18 protein-coding genes are annotated in these 21,330 nt (G+C 35.0%); 7 read left to right on the plus strand and 11 right to left on the minus strand.

All coding sequences use genetic code 11. From position 1 onward, the window contains the following. The first annotated feature begins 155 nt into the window (after window positions 1-155). The 4 genes from kbl to GX311_03325 all read left to right on the plus strand — a co-directional run bounded on the left by kbl (window position 156) and on the right by GX311_03325 (window position 4,937). Complete coding sequence (kbl, locus tag GX311_03310; GenBank protein ID NLK15405.1) at window positions 156-1,346, plus strand: glycine C-acetyltransferase; 1,191 nt, start codon at window positions 156-158, stop codon at window positions 1,344-1,346. 412 nt (window positions 1,347-1,758) lie between these two features. Next, window positions 1,759-2,493 carry a polyprenol monophosphomannose synthase gene (locus tag GX311_03315; protein ID NLK15406.1) on the plus strand — a complete coding sequence of 245 codons (735 nt, stop codon included), beginning with the start codon at window positions 1,759-1,761 and terminating at the stop codon, window positions 2,491-2,493. Window positions 2,494-2,528: 35 nt separating this feature from the next. Next, window positions 2,529-3,869, plus strand: coding sequence for a dihydroorotase (locus tag GX311_03320; protein ID NLK15407.1), 1,341 nt, complete (start codon window positions 2,529-2,531; stop codon window positions 3,867-3,869). A gap of 87 nt (window positions 3,870-3,956) precedes the next feature. Beyond that, window positions 3,957-4,937, plus strand: a complete 981-nt coding sequence (locus GX311_03325; protein NLK15408.1) for a hypothetical protein — start codon at window positions 3,957-3,959, stop codon at window positions 4,935-4,937. A 33-nt stretch (window positions 4,938-4,970) separates the two neighbouring features. Here the strand turns inward: GX311_03325 and GX311_03330 are convergent, their stop codons facing one another. From GX311_03330 to fsa, 3 genes are all read right to left on the minus strand, one after another. Continuing rightward, window positions 4,971-5,483 (minus strand): hypothetical protein, encoded by a 513-nt coding sequence (locus GX311_03330; protein NLK15409.1) that lies wholly within the window; start codon window positions 5,481-5,483, stop codon window positions 4,971-4,973. 152 nt (window positions 5,484-5,635) lie between these two features. Continuing rightward, window positions 5,636-6,253 (minus strand): threonylcarbamoyl-AMP synthase, encoded by a 618-nt coding sequence (locus tag GX311_03335; GenBank protein ID NLK15410.1) that lies wholly within the window; start codon window positions 6,251-6,253, stop codon window positions 5,636-5,638. Window positions 6,254-6,257: 4 nt separating this feature from the next. After that, window positions 6,258-6,914 (minus strand): fructose-6-phosphate aldolase, encoded by a 657-nt coding sequence (gene fsa, locus GX311_03340; GenBank protein ID NLK15411.1) that lies wholly within the window; start codon window positions 6,912-6,914, stop codon window positions 6,258-6,260. A gap of 279 nt (window positions 6,915-7,193) precedes the next feature. On the opposite strand from fsa, the gene rpsA reads away from it, so the two are divergent. From rpsA to GX311_03355, 3 genes are read left to right on the plus strand one after another with little or no spacing between them, the layout of a single operon-like run. Further along, complete coding sequence (gene rpsA, locus GX311_03345) at window positions 7,194-9,359, plus strand: 30S ribosomal protein S1 (protein NLK15412.1); 2,166 nt, start codon at window positions 7,194-7,196, stop codon at window positions 9,357-9,359. Between the two features lie 58 nt (window positions 9,360-9,417). Continuing rightward, window positions 9,418-9,774 (plus strand): STAS domain-containing protein, encoded by a 357-nt coding sequence (locus GX311_03350; protein ID NLK15413.1) that lies wholly within the window; start codon window positions 9,418-9,420, stop codon window positions 9,772-9,774. A 3-nt stretch (window positions 9,775-9,777) separates the two neighbouring features. Further along, window positions 9,778-10,695, plus strand: a complete 918-nt coding sequence (locus GX311_03355; GenBank protein NLK15414.1) for a ribonuclease Z — start codon at window positions 9,778-9,780, stop codon at window positions 10,693-10,695. 23 nt (window positions 10,696-10,718) lie between these two features. On the opposite strand, the gene GX311_03360 is transcribed toward GX311_03355, so the two are convergent. The 8 genes from GX311_03360 to GX311_03395 form a co-directional block, all read right to left on the minus strand. Beyond that, entirely contained in the window at window positions 10,719-11,360 is a 642-nt protein-coding gene (locus GX311_03360) for a protein-L-isoaspartate(D-aspartate) O-methyltransferase (GenBank protein NLK15415.1), read from the minus strand. A 154-nt stretch (window positions 11,361-11,514) separates the two neighbouring features. Then, on the minus strand, window positions 11,515-12,606 hold the full coding sequence (locus GX311_03365; GenBank protein NLK15416.1) for a hypothetical protein: 1,092 nt from the start codon (window positions 12,604-12,606) through the stop codon (window positions 11,515-11,517). A gap of 232 nt (window positions 12,607-12,838) precedes the next feature. After that, on the minus strand, window positions 12,839-13,582 hold the full coding sequence (rlmB, locus tag GX311_03370) for a 23S rRNA (guanosine(2251)-2'-O)-methyltransferase RlmB (GenBank protein NLK15417.1): 744 nt from the start codon (window positions 13,580-13,582) through the stop codon (window positions 12,839-12,841). Window positions 13,583-13,597: 15 nt separating this feature from the next. Then, entirely contained in the window at window positions 13,598-16,219 is a 2,622-nt protein-coding gene (locus GX311_03375; GenBank protein ID NLK15418.1) for a S8 family serine peptidase, read from the minus strand. A gap of 47 nt (window positions 16,220-16,266) precedes the next feature. Beyond that, entirely contained in the window at window positions 16,267-17,742 is a 1,476-nt protein-coding gene (gene nhaC, locus GX311_03380) for a Na+/H+ antiporter NhaC (GenBank protein NLK15419.1), read from the minus strand. Window positions 17,743-17,911: 169 nt separating this feature from the next. Further along, window positions 17,912-19,231 carry a hypothetical protein gene (locus tag GX311_03385; GenBank protein ID NLK15420.1) on the minus strand — a complete coding sequence of 440 codons (1,320 nt, stop codon included), beginning with the start codon at window positions 19,229-19,231 and terminating at the stop codon, window positions 17,912-17,914. Between the two features lie 77 nt (window positions 19,232-19,308). Next, the gene (locus GX311_03390; GenBank protein ID NLK15421.1) at window positions 19,309-19,887 is read right to left on the minus strand and encodes a hypothetical protein; all 579 of its coding nucleotides are present in this window, start codon (window positions 19,885-19,887) and stop codon (window positions 19,309-19,311) included. 164 nt (window positions 19,888-20,051) lie between these two features. Continuing rightward, entirely contained in the window at window positions 20,052-21,050 is a 999-nt protein-coding gene (locus tag GX311_03395) for a hypothetical protein (GenBank protein NLK15422.1), read from the minus strand. Between the last annotated feature and the right edge of the window lie 280 nt (window positions 21,051-21,330).

The raw sequence follows: 21,330 nt of genomic DNA on the forward strand, positions 1-21,330 counted from the left end.
AGCTTATTCAATATCAAATTGATTAAAAATCAGATAAAATATAATATGAATGTTTTTGACAATTGGGAAATTTGAATAAAAATACCGACCAAATAACAAAATTTACAATATAAAAGGTTAATTTTGGGGAAAAAGCAAACTAAAATTATAATAATATGTACGACAAATTTCAAAAACATCTACAAAACGAGTTAAAATCAATTGAAGAGGCAGGATTATATAAACATGAAAGAATAATTGTCTCTCCACAAGGAGCTGAAATTAAAGTCAGCACAGGTAAAGAGGTGCTTAACTTTTGCGCTAATAACTATCTTGGACTTTCCAATAATCCAAAATTGATTGAAGCAGCTAAAAAAGCGTTAGACACACACGGTTACGGAATGTCATCGGTACGTTTTATTTGTGGTACCGGCGACTTACACAAAAGCTTAGAGAAGAAAATTGCTGATTTTTTCAAGACAGAAGACACAATTCTTTATGCAGCCTGTTTCGACGCTAACGGCGGTGCTTTTGAACCACTTTTAACCCAGGAAGATGCTATTATCAGCGACTCATTAAACCACGCTTCAATCATCGATGGTGTTAGACTCTGTAAAGCTCAACGATACAGATATAAAAACGCAGATATGGCTGACCTTGAAGCCCAGTTAAAAGAGGCTCAGGCTCAGAGATTTAGACTTATCGTTACGGACGGTGTTTTCTCAATGGACGGAAACGTAGCTCCAATGGACAAAATCCTCGAGCTTGCAAAAAAATACGATGCAATGGTAATGATTGACGAGTCTCACTCAGCCGGCGTTGTTGGAAAAACTGGACGCGGTGTTACCGAACTTTACAACTGCATGGGAAAAGCCGAAATGATAACAGGAACACTTGGAAAAGCTTTTGGAGGCGCAATTGGCGGATTTACAACTGGTAAAAAAGAGATTATTGATATGTTACGTCAACGTTCACGTCCATATCTTTTCTCAAACTCAATACCCCCACTCGTAGCGGCTGCCGGTATTGCAGCATTTGATAAGGTTACAAAAACCAACGACCTACAAGATAAGTTGCACTACAACACTGAATATTTCTATAAAAAAATGACCGAAGCAGGTTTCGATATCAAACCAACCCAATCGGCGATATGCGCGGTAATGCTCTATGATGCCAAACTTTCACAAGATTTTGCATCAATGCTTTTAGACGAGGGTATTTACGTTACCGGATTCTATTTCCCCGTTGTCCCAAAAGGAGAAGCGCGAATTAGAGTACAATTGTCGGCAGTACACACTCAAGAACATCTCGATAGAGCTATAGCTGCATTTACCAAAATTGGTAAAAAACTTAAAGTAATAAAATAGTCACAAAGTACTGAATTACAGAAAAGTAGTAAATTTACACTCAAGGCAAAAAAGATAGGATGATAGCTTTCTCCTATCTTTTTGCTTTTGTACTGTGATGTGAAGAGGTGCAAGTGGCAAGGAAAAAGGTAAAAGTAGGGAGGTGTCCTGTAATTGAGCAGATTATATTATAAGGTTAACGTAGGATTTTTTTGTCCGTAGGACAATATATGATTAACCATAGGCGCAAGCCTATGGGTGTGCTACGCACACAAATCCCACCCGTAGGGTGACACACTTGTACCTTGCTCCTTTTACCTTGCACCTTATATTACATTCTAATTTCAAACGTCTATCATCTAAAAATTTAGGGTTTAGAAATGACTGGCAAAACGTTTTTTTTATTAGCTTTGCCGTAAATAAAAACAAAGAGATGGAAAAAGCAGTAGTAATAATCCCAACCTATAACGAGAAAGAGAATATACGTGCTATTATTGAGGCAGTTATGAATTTAGATAAAGGCTATCACGTATTGGTAGTAGAAGACAACTCCCCCGATGGAACTGCACTTATAGTGAAAGAGATGATGAAAACCTATACCGATTCGTTGCATATATTGGAACGTCCGGGCAAACAGGGTTTGGGAACTGCCTATATAGCAGGATTTAAGTGGGCTATCGAAAATAAATACGAATATATTTTCGAAATGGACGCTGATTTTTCACACAACCCTGAAGATTTGGTGCGTCTACATCAAGCCATAATTGATGGTGCTGACTTGGCTATCGGCTCACGATATGTCACTGGTGTTAACGTTGTTAACTGGCCCATGGGAAGAGTCCTGATGTCGTATTATGCTTCGGCGTATGTAAGATTTATTACTGGAATGAAAGTGCGCGACACAACAGCAGGATTTAAGTGCTACCGAAGGAAAGTATTGGAAACCATTGACTTTGACAAAATAAGATTCAAGGGATACGCATTCCAAATTGAGATGAAGTTTACTGCTTGGAAGCATGGTTTCAAAATCGTAGAAGTTCCAATAATATTCACAGACCGCACTCAAGGTACATCAAAAATGAGTGGTGGCATATTTAGCGAAGCCGTTATGGGCGTTATAAAACTTAAAGTTGGAAGTTGGTTCAGAAAATACGAAAAGCCTGAATAAAATATCCTGTTCACTAAATCGTAAAACATAACAAGTTGGCAGAGACATTACTTATATCTAATGCGCTGATAATAAACGAAAATGAAAGTTTCATAGGTAATGTTTTTATCGAAAACGATATTATTATTGAGGTCAGCACACAGCCCATAAACCGTAATGCCAACAAAACGATTGATGCCACAGGGCATATACTTTTGCCCGGAGTAATTGACGACCAAGTTCATTTCCGCACTCCCGGGCTAACCCACAAAGGCGATATAGAGAGCGAATCGAAAGCAGCCGTAGCAGGTGGGGTTACATCATATATGGATATGCCAAATGTGGTTCCTCCTACCACATCAATTGAAAACCTTGAACAGAAGTACGCAATTGCAAAAGAGAAATCTTGGGCAAACTACTCGTTCTACTTTGGTGCAACGAATGACAATATTGACCAAATAAAAAATGTAGACCCCAAACTATGCTGTGGAATTAAAGTATTTATGGGTTCTTCAACCGGAAATATGTTAGTTGATGATGAAACTACACTTAATAGAATTTTCTCCGAAAGTTCGGCGCTGATTGCCGTTCATTGCGAAGATGAAGCCACAATTAAAAGAAACACACAGGAGGCAGTTGCAAAATTCGGAGACTCGATCCCAATAAGTCATCACCCTATAATTCGTAGCGATGAGGCTTGCTATAAATCAACGCTAAAGGCTGTCGAGTTAGCTAAAAAACACAATACAAGACTTCACGTATTGCACGTAAGTACCGCGAAAGAGCTTTCGTTATTCGACAACACTATTGAATTAGAACATAAGCGAATAACTGCCGAAGTTTGCGTTCATCACCTCTGGTTTACCGATGCTGACTACAACTCAAAAGGCGCGCTAATAAAATGGAATCCTGCGGTTAAATCACTTAAAGACAGAGAGGCTCTAAGAAGTGCCATAAATAGTAACTTAGTTGATATTATCGCAACAGACCACGCTCCTCACACTTTCGAGGAGAAGCAAAACCAATATTTGCAGTGTCCTTCGGGTGCACCGATGGTGCAACACTCCTTAGTTACTATGTTAGAGCTTGTTAAAAAAGGGGTATTCTCGTACAACAAAGTTGTTCAGAAAATGTGTCACGCTCCTGCAAAACTGTTCAGAATAGAGAAACGTGGCTTTATTAAGCCCGGATATTATGCTGACTTAGTGATTGTTACCCCTAACGTAAATCAACAAGTAACCAGCGAAAGCATACTCTACAAATGTGGCTGGTCGCCACTTTTGGGAGAGACATTCTCGCACAGAGTATTAACCACCATAATTAATGGAAAAATTGCTTTTGATAACGATAGCTTTATTAAACAACCTGTATCAGCGTTAACATTCGTTTGTGATTAGAACACAGATGACACAGATTTGACGGATTAACACAGATTACAGAGTTAAAAGTTGAAAGCAATACAATTAAAAACACACCTAGTTATTATGAAACGCTCAATATTAATTGCCGCAATAGCTTTAGTATTTGCTATATCAACTTCAAAAGCAGTTCCACCAACTTTCCATTCGATTTTAACAAACCAACTGCAAAAATACAACTTTCTTGGTGACTACGACTCATGCAAATATGTTTACAACGAGTTCTTAAAGAGTGATAACCCGTACTTCACCTCTGATATAGAGAGTTTAGTCGAGGTTACCATTTTTATGCAAGACACCGCAAACGCAATTGCTTTATTTAAAGAGCTTTTGATGAAAACCGAAACAGACACCACTATCTTGAGCCAAAATCCAAAACTGAGCGCATTAAGAACATACCCACAATTTCAACAGATTGAGCAAGAGTACGAAAACCTAAAACTGTATTACTATAAAAACTTCAATCTCAAGCTATCGCAACAGATTTTAGAGATGTACACTAAAGACCGATTTATTAGGATACAAGTACCGAGAGACTGCGATTGCAGACCGACAATTATGGAGAAAACAGACCGTGAAAACTTTGAAACAATTAAGAAAATTGTTGAAAAATCGGGTTTCCCTACTCTATCACAAATAGGCGATGAGGCGTGGAAAGGTCTTTATATTATATTTCTCCACATATCGGCACTTTCAGAACAACATTTTCAATATGCCGATTCTTTATTAAAGAAACAAGTTGATTTGTTTATTCTCGAGCCTTGGAGATACGCAAACATGGTTGATAGTTATCTGCACTTTAAAGACATTCCCCAAAGATATGGAACATTTACTGTTCATGATAAAAATAATTCTCCAACGCATGGCAATATTTTCGAACCAGAGAATTTAGACAGAAGACGATATGAAATAGGATTAAACTCATTCACATCATTCTCTAAAGCACTAAAACACAAAAAGTTACCCGATGGATATAAATATATTGACCCGCTGCAATATTATTTTGAAAACAAAGAGAACAAAGAGAACACAGAACACACGGATTAAACAGATTTACACAGATTGGCAATTACACATTGTTTACAGTAGTCCCAAAGATTTTAATAGATTGGTATAAAACATTATTTGAAGTTGGGCTCCCTCTCCTTTTACGTAGTTGAATCTTACACTATAAACGTTATGTTCAGCGTCTAATGTCCACATTCTAACCACATTGCCATCAATTAAAGATTGCTTTTCCTCATCACTTTCTAAGCTGCGAGAATTATCGTCTGGTCCGTATAGTTCCTCAAGTTTTTGTAGTAACAATTTAGTGTTATCGGTAGGTATCTCTTTATCCTCGCTATGTAAGATTACATTTATATGATTTGTTCCTGTAAGATTTGATTTTTCGGTAAAAACGCGAAAAACAACCGTATCAAAAATACCGAACTCTTTCTGTGGCAATACCTTTTTATAATCTATTAGAAATGTGTCCAGTATCTCTTCACTATAAACCTCCTCGTAGTCATCCTCGTAGAAGAATGTTGTCAAATCGTACTTAATTAATTCTAATATGTGTTTTGATTTCGACTGCATTTCAGATGATTTCATAGCAAACTTAATATGTAACTTAAAGCTCTCTTTTCAACAATGTAATATCGTCAAGTCTGCAAAATTATCAAATTAAACTAAATTCAATTAAAAATAAAAGTAAATTATTAAATTTAACTAAACATTATGATTTTGTATTCACTTATTGACAATTAAAGTAACAACTCCTTTTCTCCTTGCCTTACAACTACGGGTTCATCGGCTGTACAATCGACAACGGTTGAACCCTCATTATTGCCTATGCCACCATCTACAACATATGCGACTATATCTTTATAGTTATCGTGAATCAACTCAGGATCAGTAATATATTCAATAATATCGTCGTCATCATTTTTTACTGATGTAATAACCAGTGGCTCGTTCAAAGCTCTAATTATTTCAAGTGCAATATTGTTGTTTGGAATCCTCACCCCCACACTTTTTCTGCTAAACTTCAGCAGCTTGGTTAATTTATTATTTGCCTCGAGAATAAAAGTAAAAGGTCCCGGAAGATTTCTTTTCAACAGTTTGAATGTTTGTGTAGAAAGGGGTTTTGTAATTTCTGATATCTGACTAATATCGTGACACATAACTGAGAAATTAGCCTCTTTAACTTTTTTGCTTCGTATTTCGGCTAATGTTTCTATTGCTTGCACATTACTTAAACTACAAGCAATTCCGTAAACTGTGTCAGTTGGAATAATTACTAAGCCACCCGCAGCAAGAGATTCAACAATCTGATTAACTTGTCGTGGGTTTGGATTTTCCTCATATAGTTTTATTATCATAATGTTATCCGTTTAATTTTTTATAATCCGCAAGAAATTGCTGCAATCCAATATCAGTAAGAGGGTGTTTAAACAGCCCCATAATTGCATTTAATGGACATGTAACAACGTCTGCACCTGCTTCCATGCAACTGATAATATGCATTGAATGTCTTATTGATGCTGCTAAAACTTGAGTCGGGAATTCGTAATAGTTATATGTGTTAACAATTTGTCTAACAAGTTCCACCCCATCGGTACAATTATCGTCTAAGCGGCCAATAAACGGTGATACATAAGTTGCACCAGCTTTGGCTGCCAACAGTGCCTGACCAGGCGAAAAAACTAAAGTACAATTTGTCTTTATTCCTTTGTTAGAGAAATGCTTAATAGCTTTAACACCATCTTTAATCATTGGTACTTTTACAACAATGTTTTTGTGTAGTGATGCTAGTTTTTCTCCCTCATTAATTATTCCTTTATATTCGGTGCTTATTACTTCAGCACTTACGTCGCCATCAACAATATTACATATCTTAACATAATGATCAAGTATGTTTTTTTCGCCTTTAATTCCCTCTTTTGCCATTAACGAAGGATTGGTTGTAACGCCATCAAGAACTCCAAGGTCTTGAGCTTCTTTTATTTGTTCAAGGTTTGCTGTATCAATAAAAAACTTCATATCGTTATAATTTTTAGGATTTACAATTTACATTTCTAGACGAAACATTACAAAGTTAATATTTTTCAATGAAAAAACCTTAAGCTCTAAAATTCAGAAATTTATATTAATCTCACAAAATACGTATAGCTGAGCAAAAATGAGATAAATTTTTGTGCAATATGAAATAAAAGAGCTAAATTTGCAGCCAATTTTCGTATGTTCTGAAAAGATATAGCATTAAATATCTTATCTATACATAATGTCTAACATATTAAAATTAACTATTACTAATTAAAAATGAACGAAGAAAACAAAAACCTAAACGAGGCTTTAACACCCTCAAATGATTTTGACTGGGAAGCATACGCTTCCGATATGGTTGTCGATGAAACTACCAACCGTGAAGAGTTAGAAAAAATATACGACAACACAATGTCGTCTATTGCCGAAAATGAAGTAACCGATGGAGTTGTTGTAGGAATGAACAAACGTGAAGTTCTTATCAACATTGGCTACAAATCAGAAGGAGTTATAAGTATATCAGAATTTCGCTACAATCCTGATCTAAAAGTAGGTGACACAGTAGAGGTATTTGTGGAAAGCCAGGAAGATAAAAATGGTCAATTGGTTTTATCACACAGAAAAGCAAGAGCGTTAAGATCGTGGGATCGAGTTAATGAGGCTCTTGAAAAAGACGAAATTGTTAAAGGTTACATAAAATGCCGTACAAAAGGCGGTATGATTGTGGATGTATTCGGAATTGAGGCGTTTTTGCCTGGTTCACAAATTGATGTCAAACCCATTCGCGATTACGATGTGTTTGTTAACAAAACAATGGAGTTTAAGATTGTTAAAATCAATCAAGAATATAAAAACGTTGTTGTTTCACATAAAGCTCTTATTGAAGCTGAACTTGAACAACAAAAGAAAGAAATTATTGCCAAGCTTGAAAAAGGTCAAGTACTTGAAGGAACTGTTAAAAACATTACTTCATACGGAGTATTCATCGACTTGGGCGGCGTTGACGGTTTAATTCACATTACCGACCTTTCATGGGGACGTATATCACATCCTGATGAAATAGTAAAATTAGATGAAAAAATTAATGTTGTTATTCTTGACTTTGACGATGAGAAAAAACGTATAGCACTTGGCTTAAAACAACTTACACCACATCCATGGGAATCTTTAGACAAAGAACTAAAAGTTGGTGATAAAATTAATGGTAAAGTTGTTGTTTTAGCCGATTACGGTGCATTTGTTGAAATAGCTCCCGGAGTTGAAGGATTAATCCACGTTTCAGAAATGTCGTGGTCGCAACATTTGCGCAGTGCTCAAGAATTTATGAAAGTTGGCGACGAGGTAGAAGCTGTTATTTTAGCATTAGACCCAGAGGATAGAAAAATGAGTCTTGGTATCAAACAGTTAAAACCAGATCCATGGACAGATATTGAAACAAAATATGCTGTTAACTCAAGACATAAAGCAATTGTTCGAAACTTCACAAGTTTTGGTGTATTTGTAGAAATTGAAGAGGGTGTCGACGGTCTTATACATATTTCCGACCTATTATGGACGAAAAAAATTAAACATCCAGCTGAATTTACAAGTATTGGCTCGGAAATTGAAGTTATGGTATTAGAAATTGATACTGCAAACCGTCGCTTAAGTTTAGGTCACAAACAACTGGAAGAGAACCCATGGGAAGTTTTTGCAGAAATTTTTGCTGCCGACACAATTCACGAGGGTATAGTTATTGAAATCAACGAAAAAGGTGCAGTTATTGCATTACCATACGGTGTAGAAGGATTTGCAACTCCTAAACATATGGTAAAAGAGAACGGAAGCCCTGCAAAAATCGATGAAAAATTAGAGTTTAAAGTTATCGAATTTAACAAAGATGCTAAACGAATAATTGTTTCTCACAGCCGTACTTTTGAAGATTTAGCAAAAGTCGAACAAGAAACAAAACGCGAAGCAACTAAAAAAGCCTCTAAAAAACTGAAAGAAAGTATCGAAAAAACAACTTTAGGAGATATTGCAGAGTTAGCACAGTTAAAAGATGATATGCTAAATAAAGACGCAAAAAAGAAATCCGTTAAAAAAGAACCTAAAGCTGAAGAATCTGAGAAAAAAGAGACTGAAGTTAAAGAATCTAAAAAGAAAGAACCTGAAGCTAAAGATGTAGAAAAAAAAGAATCCAAAGCTAAAAAAACTGAGGTAAAAGAGGCTGAGGTTAAAGAGCCTAAAAAGAAAGAACCTGAAGCTAAAGATGCAGAAAAAAAAGAATCTAAAGCTAAAAAAACTGAGGTAAAAGAGGCTGAGGTTAAAGAGTCTAAAAAGAAAGAGCCAGAAGCTAAAGATGCAGAAAAAAAAGAATCCAAAGCTAAAAAAACTGAGGTAAAAAAATCTGAAGTTAAAGAATCTGAAAATAAAGACTCTGAAGAAAAAAAATCAGAATAAATGTAATTTAATTTGCATTAAACGAAAGGATTTGTTATTTTTATAAAAAATTAGCACTATGGAATTTAAAATAGAAAAAAAGGACAAGTTCACACTTATTCAAGTAATGGTTGATAAGCTTGACACTCACATTGCGCCATCATTAAAATCTGAACTCGTATTAATTGCTGGGAATGGTGAAAAAAATATCATACTAGATCTTAACCATTGTCGCTATTGCGATTCATCAGGTCTTAGTGCTATTTTAGTAGCCAACCGTTTATGTAAAAATGCAAATGGCGTATTTATTCTTTCAGGTTTGCAAACAGCTGTTGAGAGATTAATTACAATATCACAGTTAGACACTGTTCTCAGTATCGCTGAGAATATCGATAAAGCACAGGAGATGCTTGAGAAAGAGTTGAGCAAAGAATAATAAATGCGATTTGAGTTAACTATACTCGGGTCGGGCTCTGCTCTGCCAACAAGTCTTCGTAATACAACCGCTCAGGTATTGAATATACTTGAGCGGTTCTTTTTAATTGACTGCGGTGAAGGAAGCCAACTTCAAATCCGAAAACTTTCACTTCCATTTAGTAAAATTAACAGGGCTTTTATAAGCCATTTACACGGTGACCATTTCTACGGTTTATTTGGCTTGCTTTCTACCTATAATCTTATGGGCAGAAAGAAAACATTTTATATACACGCTCACAGCGACTTAGTGCAGATATTGGAAACAGTTTTAAAAATAGGTTCTCAAGAATTATCATATAAAATTGAAGTGATTCCATTAAGCTTTCAAAATCCAGAAACAATATTTGAAGATTCAAAAGTTAAAGTTACAAGCTTTCCTTTAAGACACTCCATACCCGTTTGTGGCTTCCTGTTTGAAGAAAAGCCTCGACCTCGAAATGTTATAAAAGAGTTTGTTGAAAGTATGCAACTTACCATTAAAGAGATGAATGAATTAAAAAGCGGATTAGATATTGTCAGAGATGGCAAGGTGTACAAAAATTCAACATTAACGAAAGATCCTCCAAGGGTTAGAAAATATGCTTTTGTAACTGACACACTAAAATGTTCAAACATCGTTGAAATAATAAAAGATGTAGATATACTATATCACGAAGCTACTTATCTGCATAAAGATTTAGACCTTGCACGTTTATCTTGTCACAGTACTGCCTTACAAGCTGCTCAAATTGCCCATGACTCTGGCGCAAAAAAATTACTATTGGGTCACTACTCTAGTCGATACACAGATCCCAAAGTTATTGAAGAGGAAGCTCAAACAGTTTTTGAAAACTCGGTTGCTACTGCCGATGGAGATGTTTATATTTTAGATAACAAATAAGCTTTGATTCTCCTGTAACAGTACTATTTTCGGATAAATGGAACGAATCTTACAGGAGCTACTACTTTAGAATTTATTTTCCCGTTAACTTTCTCAACTAAACGCAACTCTTGTGTTTGATGTTGAGGTCCAACAGGTATGATTAAACGACCATTATCTTTTAATTGTTCCAAAAGCGGAGCTGGAATAGACTCTGGCGCAGCGGTAACAATAATAGCATCATAAGGGGAATGCTCTTCCCAACCTAAATATCCATCTCCTGACTTTATGTATACGTTGCTATAATTCATAGACTCAATTACTCTTGTTGCCTGTTTTGCCAATTCGTCAACAATTTCTACTGAATAAACTTCACATCCTATTTCAGCTAAAATAGCGGCTTGATATCCTGAACCTGTTCCAATTTCTAATACTTTCATGTTTTTTTGCGGCTTAATAGACTCAGTCATAAAAGCTACAATATATGGTTGAGATATTGTTTGACCGTATCCTATGGGCAAAGGAGTGTCTTCGTATGCCAAACTTATGTATTCATCTGGAACAAATTTATGTCGTTCAACATTTCTAAAAGCATCTAAAACTAATTTATCTGATATGCCTCTATTTTGAATTTGGAATTGAACCATTTGTTCTCTCTCATTCTGTCTGTTGTCTTGACAAGCCATCGATACTGCTAATATTAAGATTAAAATGATTCTCACTTGTGTTTTTTTTAAATTTTTATAATTCTGCAAATTATCCTGACAAATAAATTATTTAACAATTATTTTGCTGCGTTAAAATTTTGTAAACAAAAAAAAGCGGCCTAAGCCGCTTTCTTTAGTGTCTGATTACCCAGACTTGTATATCTCTATTTCTTAAATTCTGATATTCGGTAAAAGCCTCTCTCCTTTCTACAAAGCTATTGAATGATACTCGCCAAAAACCATGACTTTCCATAAATACCTCTGAATTACTATAACCTTGAGATTTTAGTTGGTCAGAAAATCGATCGGCATTACTTCTAACTTTAAAGCTACCAGCTACCAAATAGTATTTTTTCTGATTTAAGAGTTTTTGTTTTGCAGCTTCCTCTTCTGCTATTCTAATACTATCTTGAATTCTCTGAGCCTCTTTTTCTTTCTCTTCTTCTGCTAAAAGCTCAAGCTCTCTCCTTTTTTCTTCCTCTATTTTCTCTTGTTCAAGTCTCTCTCTCTCAGCTTTGCCTGTCCACTCATCATAGTTTAAATAAAATAAACCACCAGCTACTCCTAAAATTACAATAATTCCAATTACGACCAATATTGTACCTGTTTTACTTTTCCCTTTTGATTTTTTGGGGGCAGCAGGTCTTTTGCCCGGTGGTGGCGGAGGTGTGCCCGGTTTAACTGTTGGTCTTGCTTGTTGAGTTGGAGGTACTGGAGCTCCTGGTTTAACTTGAGTGGTTTGAGGTGTTGGCGCAGTTTTACTCTGTGCTGTAGGAGGCACAATTGGTGGTTTTTGTTGTGCATTATCTTCAGCTTTATCAACAAGTCTTACTGGTTCATCTTGTGCCTTTTGTGGTTCCCCTGAAGTTTTAACATCTTCTTTTACCGAGGTTCCTGTTGGGCTTTCTTCACCATAAACAAATTGAATTCCTCCCCTTTCGTCTTTTACAAGGAATCCCATTGAAGCTATAGGAAACTTTTGATTAGTTTTTAATCCTGCTATAAGTTCCTTTGCAAATTCTCTAACTTTTTTGAAGGCATCGTCTTTTGAAATCTTTTCTTTTGAAGCAACGTGATTAATCAACAAACCATCGTTGTACTTTAAAAAGTCGTTAAAAGTCACCTTTCTTTTTCCTGCTTCAAGCTTAACCATAAAAGCTCCAAAATCAGGAACTATAACTCTATTATTCGTTTCTAACAGTTCGGAAATGTAATTTGCTATCATATTATTTTGGTAGTTTATTCGTTACACTGACAATTCCAACGCAATATATGTTTTTTTTTTGTTTTAAATGTTATAAGTTGAGTTTTTTTGACCAAAATACTACATATTGATGTAACAAGCATCATATTATATCATAAAGAGAGCATAGTTATTTTTTACTAGTTCTATAATTCCTGCTTCAAAATTAACACTGCTTCAGTAACAAATACAAATATTTCACACAAAATAAATATCATTTTAAGCGCTGACGAACAACCTCATACATTAATACCGATGCTGCATTTGAAACATTTAACGATTCTATTTTTCCCATTATCGGAATACGTGCAAAGCTATCGCCTATACGTAAAATATCATTAGATATTCCTGTTTCCTCTGAACCCAATACCAAAGCCAAAGGCACATTCATATCGACATCTGTATATGTTCCGTTAGCTTTCTCGGTAGCACAAATAATTTGTAAGCCAAACTGTTTCAACTCTTTAATTGTGTTAATTAGTGAAGTTGTTCTACAGATAGGCAAATGATAAAGTGCCCCTGCCGATGTCTTCGCTGCATCGGCTCCTATGCGTGCCGAGCCTTTTGTCGGAACTAGCAGGGCATGTGCACCTGCACATTCTGCTGAACGTACTATTGAACCTAAATTACGAACATCGGTAATTTGGTCTAAGATAACAATAAAAGGCGTCTTCCCCTGTTGAAATAAATTACTTACGATTGTAAATATATCATAAAACTCTACTGCTGATAAAAATGCCAAAACACCTTGATGATTCTTTTTTGTTATTCTTTCGATTTTTTCAACAGGCACATACTGCATTGGAATTTTATAATCGGAAATTGATTTGTATAAATCTTTTACCAAATCACCGCTCAAACCTGACTTCACCAATACTTTGTCTATTGATTTACCACTCTCAATAGCTTCAACTACAGCTCTTATTCCAAAAATAAACTCCTTTTGTAAATTATCCATTTTGTATCGTTTGATTCAATTTACAATAAATCTCAATGTCTTAACTTCATTATCGTAAACAACTTCTACTAAATAAATACCTTGACGCAGGTGCGGTAGTTTTACTTGTATTTCTTTGTTTGAAGTAAGATCAAAATAAACTGGTACTTCGCGACCTGCTAAATCAAAAACTCTTATGTTGTATTTGTTAACACTGTGAGAAAACAAAATATTAACAACCGATTTAGCTGGATTTGGATATAAAATCAACTGTTGTGTATTTGCTGATATGGTCTCATTATCAACAGGTAATGGATCATCACCTTCAAAAACAGCAATATCATCAATAAACAGATCATTACCATAGCCATTAACAGTTTCAAATCTAATCCAAATATTCTCAGCTTGAAGAAATTGCGATAAATCTACATTTGCATATCTCCATTTATCGGGTGTATCGGGGACAAACAGACTTGAATAATGCCAGCCACTTACCGTTGCAAGCGATTCCCCTGTTTTCATTAAGACAGTATCATTATAGTTTATCCCATCTGTTGAAACTAGAACATAAAGCGAATCTTTTCCAAAAACCGATTTTATTGCGTAAGCATATTTAAATCCAAGTTTAAGCTCACTTGCATTACCTACCATAATTGGAAAAAGTTCCATAATATCTTTCTGTAACAAATCGGTATAAAATCTAAATTTCATTGTTGCAGACTGCATACCTCCATTAAACCGAGGTACAGTATCTGAACGCCAAGTAAAAGCATTGTCTGGATTTCTTATAATTACTTTTGCTCCTCTCAAGTCAAAATCGGCATCTTCAAAGGTTTCAGTATATGGCAGAGATACAAAATATGGCTTGGTTAATGAGATTGTTGTTCTGTTGTTTATAGTATCAATATCGCTTCCTGTGGCAGTTTTTACATAAACATTTATATCATAATAAACACTTTGAGGCAACTCTGCGATTGAAAGTTTTAAATTAATATTATTCACACCTCCTACTGTCACAGTAACAGATGTATCTTTAACAAACTGTTGGTTACTAATTGAAACATCAAACTTTTCGATATTAACATCTGCCATTCCAATGTTTTCTATATTAATATTGGTAGAAATAATTGTGTCGTTTCCAATATATTCAAACAATGCTGTAGCACTTACTTGAATATCACCACCGGTGAGAGGATCGGCTGGTGTATAGGACTGCGATAAATATTGAAACGCTGCCCAAACGTTAATCATTCCACGTCCAAAAGTATTATCTTCGCCAACTTCACCCAAATCGGTACAGGTTTCGTAAAGAGCCATAAGTATCTCTGTTCCTGCAACTTCAGGAAAAGCCTCTTTTAACAATAAAACTGCTCCGGCTACGTGAGGAGCAGACATACTAGTGCCTGAAAGTGAGCCATAACCATCAAGCCCTTGAGCCGAATAAACACCTACTCCTGGGGCTACTACTTCGGGTTTTATATGCAACGGTGTACCCGGTTCTGCAGGACAATTTGTTGGTCCTCGACTGGAAAAGCTTGCTATTGGCCATGTTTGATTATTTGCATCTGCTGCGCCTACACTAAAAATATTTGTTGTACTTCGTGCAATATTTGCAGGAATACCTATAGTACCAGCCCCCGGACCGTCGTTTCCGGCGGAAAAAACCACTGCTACTCCTGCAGCTTCTAAAACGTTGAACACCAACATTTCTGGCAAATCGCAATCCTCAGCATTATATGAATTTGTTAATCCCCACGAATTAGTTATAACATCGGGAATATCATTTGTTGTTTCAGGGTTTCCATCTGGATTTAAAGCCCATTCAAAGCACTCTAATATTTCACTCATACGTCTTATTTCACTTGTTATGCTTACAATCGGGTCAGCAACCATATAGTAGGCATTATATGCCACGCCTATTGTATCCCCATTCTTTGCTGTTCTTCCTAAAACGGTGGCAATTGTGTGGGTGCCATGACTTGAGTTAGCAATATCTACCGGCGTTACATTGTTATAACTGTAAAAGCTTTCACTTAGCGGAGCATAATATCCTAAAAATCTTTTTGCAATTGATGGGTGTTGAGTATTAACGCCAGTATCAACTCCAAGGGCTTTTCTTCCACGACCTGTATATCCAAGCTCCCACATTTTACAAGCCTGTATAGCTATTATTCCCGATGTTGCACGAGATTTCAAATCAACAGTCTCTCCCTTAAATGATGGCAACAGTTTGTAATCCGCGTGATCATAGTAAACGTAACTTACATCTTTATGACTAGCTAATGTTCTTATCGTTAACTCATCTGCCCAAATAGTAATCAGGTTAGATGTTTTAAAAGGATATACTTTTTGAATTTTTGCACCTGAAGATTTTACATCTTCAATAGCTTGTAAAAAACTTTGTTGCTTTTGTTTGGTAAATTTTTCACACGACATTAAAACTTGTTTAGCCTGTTGCGATGCAGTAATTTTTTGTTGAGAATAAAGGGCTAATGCACTATCGGTGTTCCATTGTTCTGATAATCTGAAGACAGCATGAACTACCTTCCCTTTATTTTCAATCATAACACTCTCTAAACGAGGAGATATCTTATTTTGTGCGAAACTTCCTATTCCTACTAAAAGTGCTGAGATAAGGAGACAAATATATTTTACCATATTAATATTAATTAAAGTTTATACTATAATTTAAGAATACAAAGCTATTAATTTTCAGCTTCCTCGCATTCAATTTCTATCATTTCTTCTTTTGAATAACGTCTAATTTTGATGTTTAAAGCTGCAATAATAATCGACATTATAGGGCTTATGATATTAAAAAATGCGTAAGGCATGAAAGTTAAAACCGGCACACCTAAAACTACTGATTGTGTTGCTCCACAAGTATTCCAAGGAACCAAAACGGAGGTAACAGTTCCTGAATCTTCAAGTGTACGGCTGAGCAATTCGGGTTTTAATCCGCGCTTACGATACGTTTTTGCGAACATTCTTCCTGGCACTACTATTGCTAAATATTGGTCAGAAGCGGTGACATTAAAAAACAGACACGTTACAACTGTCGATGCAACAAGTGATGTGGTCGTTTTTGCATACTGAATTATTGAGTATGAAATTCTCTCTAATAATCCGCATGCTTCCATAACTCCACCAAAGACCATTGCCGAGATAATCAACCAAATGGTATTTAACATTCCGTGCATTCCTCTGGTAGTTAGTAAATTGCTAACATTTGGATCATCTGTGGGTATAGAAACATTGCCAAACATACTTTTAACAACCGCCACGTACGACTGTGAAGCATAGTTGGATGAAATATCTGCAACCTGTTTTATTATTTGTGGCTGAAATATTACTGCAAATACCCCTCCCAAAACTATAGCAATAAACAATGCGGGTAAGGGCATTGCTTTTTTTAATATCATAACAATCAGCACAACTGGAACAATAAAAAGTATTGGCGAAATATTAAATGTCGAATTTATTGCATTTAACGTCTGCTCTACACCTACTTCCGAATAGTTTTTGACTCCTGTAAATCCAATAATCAAAAATATTATTAGCGTAATTAAAATTGTTGGCGTAGTTGTTATGGACATATATCTTATGTGGGTAAACAAATCAGTTCCTGCCATTGCTGGAGCTAAGTTTGTTGTATCGGATAGTGGCGACATTTTATCACCAAAATAGGCTCCTGATATTATTGCTCCGGCAACAACGCCTTCACTAAAGCCTAACGCATTCCCTATTCCAAGTAAAGCAACTCCTATGGTTGCCACAGTTGACCATGAGCTCCCGGTCGCTAAGGAAACCAAACAACAAATAACAACCGTTGCAAATAAAAATATTAATGGGTGCAATATCTTTAGTCCATAATAAATCATAGCTGGGACAATTCCGCTTAGCATCCACGTGCCAGCCAAAGCACCAATCATAAGTAATATAAGTATTGCGGGAAGTGCAGCAGTAATGCTTTTAACAATTTGCTTTTCAATATCTGTCCATTTGTACTTTAAACTGATAGCAATTATTGCAGCAGCAGCAGCCGAAAGTAATAGTGCTATTTGATTCGAACCACTTAAAGTGTCATCTCCAAAAAAATAAACATTTAATGATAATAAAATTATTAAAATTATTATTGGAATAAATGCTACAAACAGAGAGACCTTTTTATTACCTGTCATAAATGCTAAAATTTTATTTGTTGATTTTCAGGCTTATCAAAAGCATTGTGGATATTTTGCGCAATATAGTGCTTTTCTTTCCGAAAATATCTTTTGGCAAAACAAATTCAAACGAAAAAAAAGGCGACTCAACAAACGAATCGCCTTATTTATAATAAAATACTAGTTGTTACCATGTTGTGGTAACCTTGTTTTGATATAACTTATAAGTTTTCTGTTCGCCTTTCACGTTATAATATATAAAACCGTCTACAAGTGGTGCTGTTTTGCTTGAATAAGCAGCCTTTTCAAGTTCTGTCGGAAGGTCTAAAATAATAGAGTGGTCACCTTTCCCGATAAGCGTTTTACCTATATTGTCAAAAACTATCGGTGCAGCTTTTGCGTAATTAAGTACAATTCTATCCACCATAAAAGTACCATCAAATTTATTTGAAAGCGTGAAAGTTACTTTTCCTGTTAAAACCTTTGTATCGTCCGATTCGGCTGCAGAAATCATTATCGGTGCATGCATATAAACTTCAACTTTGCCCTCGTTTATATCGAAGTAAAATTCGTGTGTAACTTTACCGTATTTGAATGAATGCTCAACTTTTATCAAGTTTTTGGGGTCATCGTAACAATACTTAGCATCAAATGTTAAATTCCAACCTGTTCTCGAAGGCTCAATACCATTAACAGTAGCGCATTTTGTTGGATTTGTAGCGCGTGGTTTTTTATTCGTAGTAACAACTTTTTGTCCTATTCTCAACTCGTACTCTAAGGAGCCTAAAGTACTAGAAACAGGTACAATATTTATTGACTTTATGCGAGATTTAATTCGCTCTATTCCTACTTCTGCTTTGGTTTTTCGTTGATCAACAAATCTGTCTTTCAGCTTGGTAAGTGTCGTTATATCACTCTCCATCTCTTCAACCACTGTTACATTTTCAATTCGGTTTAATATCTCTTCCAGTTGCTCAGTTAACTCTCTATCTGCTTTTTCAAAAGCCATTACCAATTTACGAAGTTCCATTTCACTGAAAGGATACAACAAATAGTAATAGAATGTTATATTATTTCCGGCTTGAACTTTCTCCCACCAATAATCTTCAGCTTTATTGAGACCAATTCCTTTTATAAAATTCATCTCAGCTGTCTGTGTCTGTGTTGTTTGTTCGAAACTTTGAAAAAAATTATTGATATTGGTGCCCATTTCTTCTTTGGTAGTCATTTCTGAAGATACTTTAACATTTTCGGCAACCGATCTCACTATGTTTTCTTTCACCTTTAGCAAAGCATTCTCTTGCGATGCTTCTAGTGTTGCTCCTGAACCTGTGACAATTACATAATCTTTTTTTATAGAATTGATCCAATTGGGTTTTTTCCTTTTGTCTTTGTCTATTGTTTTAACCTTTTGTTTTGAATCAGTTACTTTAACGACACTTGCGTTTACTTGTGCTGCTTCACACACGAAGACAAAAATCAAAAGAAAGTACAATACATTCTTCATAACTTTCAATTTAATTGCAATTATTTAAAATAAAAAAATCGGTAACCGCAAAGCGATTACCGATTTCTAAAGTTAAACTATCTTCCTTCTCGCTCTAATTTTTCCATCTCTTCGTCAAATTTTTCTTTAAACTTCATTTGGTCATATTTTAACTGAAGTTTTTGATCTTTACTTATACCATTATTTACACCATTGTAAATCGCATCTTTAGTAACTTCCAATGCAATATAAGTTTCAAATTCGCCTTTTGGATTTTTTCCTGTTTTTTCGCAAGTAATTGTTACTTCAACAAGAGTGCGTTTTGTAACATCACGCGCCATTTGTTCAAAACTTTGCTCAAACTCTTTTTTGTCACCTACGTCAATCTCATTGGTGTATTGTTCGGTTACCGATTTAACTGTAGATTCAATTAAACCTGCCATACGTGTTTTGGCATTAAAAAGAGCTTTGTCTTTCGACGTTGCCATGTTCATACTTGTTCCCATACCAGTTGCTCGGAAATTCATTGCATCTGAATAGCCTTTGTCTTGACAAGGAACAATAATTTCTTTAAACTCGCTACCACTTGCGGTAGTTGGTTTTGTCTTCTTGCAACTGTACATTCCCGTTACAGAAACTGCAAGTAACATTACTAAAAGTACATTTTTAATTTTCATATCTAATAATTTAATTTGGTTATTACCGAAAGCAAATTTGAGAATAAAATTGTTACAATGCAACTCTAAATGTGTTAATAATATGCTAAGATTTATGTTTTACAACTTTATCACATTATCATTATCAGACTAAACGATCACTCAACATACTGATATTGTTTAGGTTATCGCTTATAATAATTTTGTAAGCTTTTCTGAAAAATTTGTCGATTTATTTCATTTATACTATGAATAACTGCTGTTATTTTATCTTTTCGTGCATTTTCCTCCTCTTGCGAAAGATTTTCTGCATCATTAAAAACAACTTTTTCAACCTTATACCCATTTTCATCCAATGTCATTGCAACAGCTGCATTAAAATCTTCCATAATGATAACAGAGGGTAATTGATTTGAAGAATAGCGTGTTACAGCAGAAATAACAGCGTTTCTTATATAGTCAATGGGAACTTCTCCTAAATAATTAGAAGCAACCAAAATACGAATCAAGTCAATTTTGGCTTTATCTTTTACCCTATAGGATTTTGACAGCTCTTCGTATTGTTTGTCATTAGTTGATAAGAATAGTTTAATAAAATCTTCTGGTACTGATTGTAAATCACGTAGTTCTCCTTTTTTTTTCTTGATTTTATACTCTTTTATTGCATCTTTTTGAGTAGTAGGAACATAGTACTCCCACTTTTTTGTACGTCTATATGATTCGGTCATCGGTTTTGGTTTCCATTTAGTTATAGGGCGTTTAAGTAGCTGGGCGTCAACCTTAAGCATTCCTGTTTCTAACGCATATAACATACAGTTTACGAAATGAACATAATTTCCACCAATACTATGATGAATTGCTGACCATAGAGTAGTGTTTTTGCTTTTATTTTGCTTGTTTTGTACAGAATCTTCTATTTCCTTTTCTTTCAACTGTTCAATAAAATCCTGTCCAAAGCCTACGGGATAGTATATAACCTGATCATGATTTTGATGTGATTTTGATGTAGCATGATATAATTCTTTAATGTCAAAAACATAATTAGAATCATTTGACAATTTAAGACGAACCCCAAAGCCTTTATCCCACTGCATTTCTGTTATTTTTGGAGATACGGTGTACTGGGCGGTTGCTATACTATATACAAAAATAGCAACTAGGAACAAAGGTATTTTTCTTAACATAAAACGAAAACTTGTAAAATAATAAACTTACTGATTCAAAGGTACATCAATATTCATACAACTATAATCATTGCACTTTCAAAGATAGTATTTTATCACCACTTTTTACACATAAAAACTGTTTTTTTGCATAAATAACAGTATATCAAATGTATATATAATATAAAAATAAAAAATATAGCATTTTTATCAAAAAACAGGATTTTTATTTGGTGATATGAAAATCATTTTAATATATTTGCAATATCATTTTAATATCATTTTCAAATCAATAAATTTA

The organism is Bacteroidales bacterium (assembly GCA_012519055.1).
Lineage (GTDB): Bacteria > Bacteroidota > Bacteroidia > Bacteroidales > Salinivirgaceae > JAAYQU01.

Excerpts from the sequence above, each read along its gene's own strand:
- GX311_03315 (NLK15406.1), top strand. The coding sequence starts at position 1,759 with ATGGAAAAAGCAGTAGTAATAATCCCAACCTATAACGAGAAAGAGAAT.
- GX311_03355 (NLK15414.1), top strand. The coding sequence starts at position 9,778 with ATGCGATTTGAGTTAACTATACTCGGGTCGGGCTCTGCTCTGCCAACA.
- GX311_03325 (NLK15408.1), top strand. The coding sequence starts at position 3,957 with ATGAAACGCTCAATATTAATTGCCGCAATAGCTTTAGTATTTGCTATA.
- GX311_03390 (NLK15421.1), bottom strand. The coding sequence starts at position 19,887 with ATGAAAATTAAAAATGTACTTTTAGTAATGTTACTTGCAGTTTCTGTA.
- GX311_03330 (NLK15409.1), bottom strand. The coding sequence starts at position 5,483 with ATGAAATCATCTGAAATGCAGTCGAAATCAAAACACATATTAGAATTA.
- fsa (NLK15411.1), bottom strand. The coding sequence starts at position 6,914 with ATGAAGTTTTTTATTGATACAGCAAACCTTGAACAAATAAAAGAAGCT.
- GX311_03375 (NLK15418.1), bottom strand. The coding sequence starts at position 16,219 with ATGGTAAAATATATTTGTCTCCTTATCTCAGCACTTTTAGTAGGAATA.
- GX311_03360 (NLK15415.1), bottom strand. The coding sequence starts at position 11,360 with ATGGCTTGTCAAGACAACAGACAGAATGAGAGAGAACAAATGGTTCAA.
- GX311_03365 (NLK15416.1), bottom strand. The coding sequence starts at position 12,606 with ATGATAGCAAATTACATTTCCGAACTGTTAGAAACGAATAATAGAGTT.
- nhaC (NLK15419.1), bottom strand. The coding sequence starts at position 17,742 with ATGACAGGTAATAAAAAGGTCTCTCTGTTTGTAGCATTTATTCCAATA.
- kbl (NLK15405.1), top strand. The coding sequence starts at position 156 with ATGTACGACAAATTTCAAAAACATCTACAAAACGAGTTAAAATCAATT.
- rlmB (NLK15417.1), bottom strand. The coding sequence starts at position 13,582 with ATGGATAATTTACAAAAGGAGTTTATTTTTGGAATAAGAGCTGTAGTT.
- rpsA (NLK15412.1), top strand. The coding sequence starts at position 7,194 with ATGAACGAAGAAAACAAAAACCTAAACGAGGCTTTAACACCCTCAAAT.
- GX311_03385 (NLK15420.1), bottom strand. The coding sequence starts at position 19,231 with ATGAAGAATGTATTGTACTTTCTTTTGATTTTTGTCTTCGTGTGTGAA.
- GX311_03350 (NLK15413.1), top strand. The coding sequence starts at position 9,418 with ATGGAATTTAAAATAGAAAAAAAGGACAAGTTCACACTTATTCAAGTA.
- GX311_03395 (NLK15422.1), bottom strand. The coding sequence starts at position 21,050 with ATGTTAAGAAAAATACCTTTGTTCCTAGTTGCTATTTTTGTATATAGT.
- GX311_03335 (NLK15410.1), bottom strand. The coding sequence starts at position 6,253 with ATGATAATAAAACTATATGAGGAAAATCCAAACCCACGACAAGTTAAT.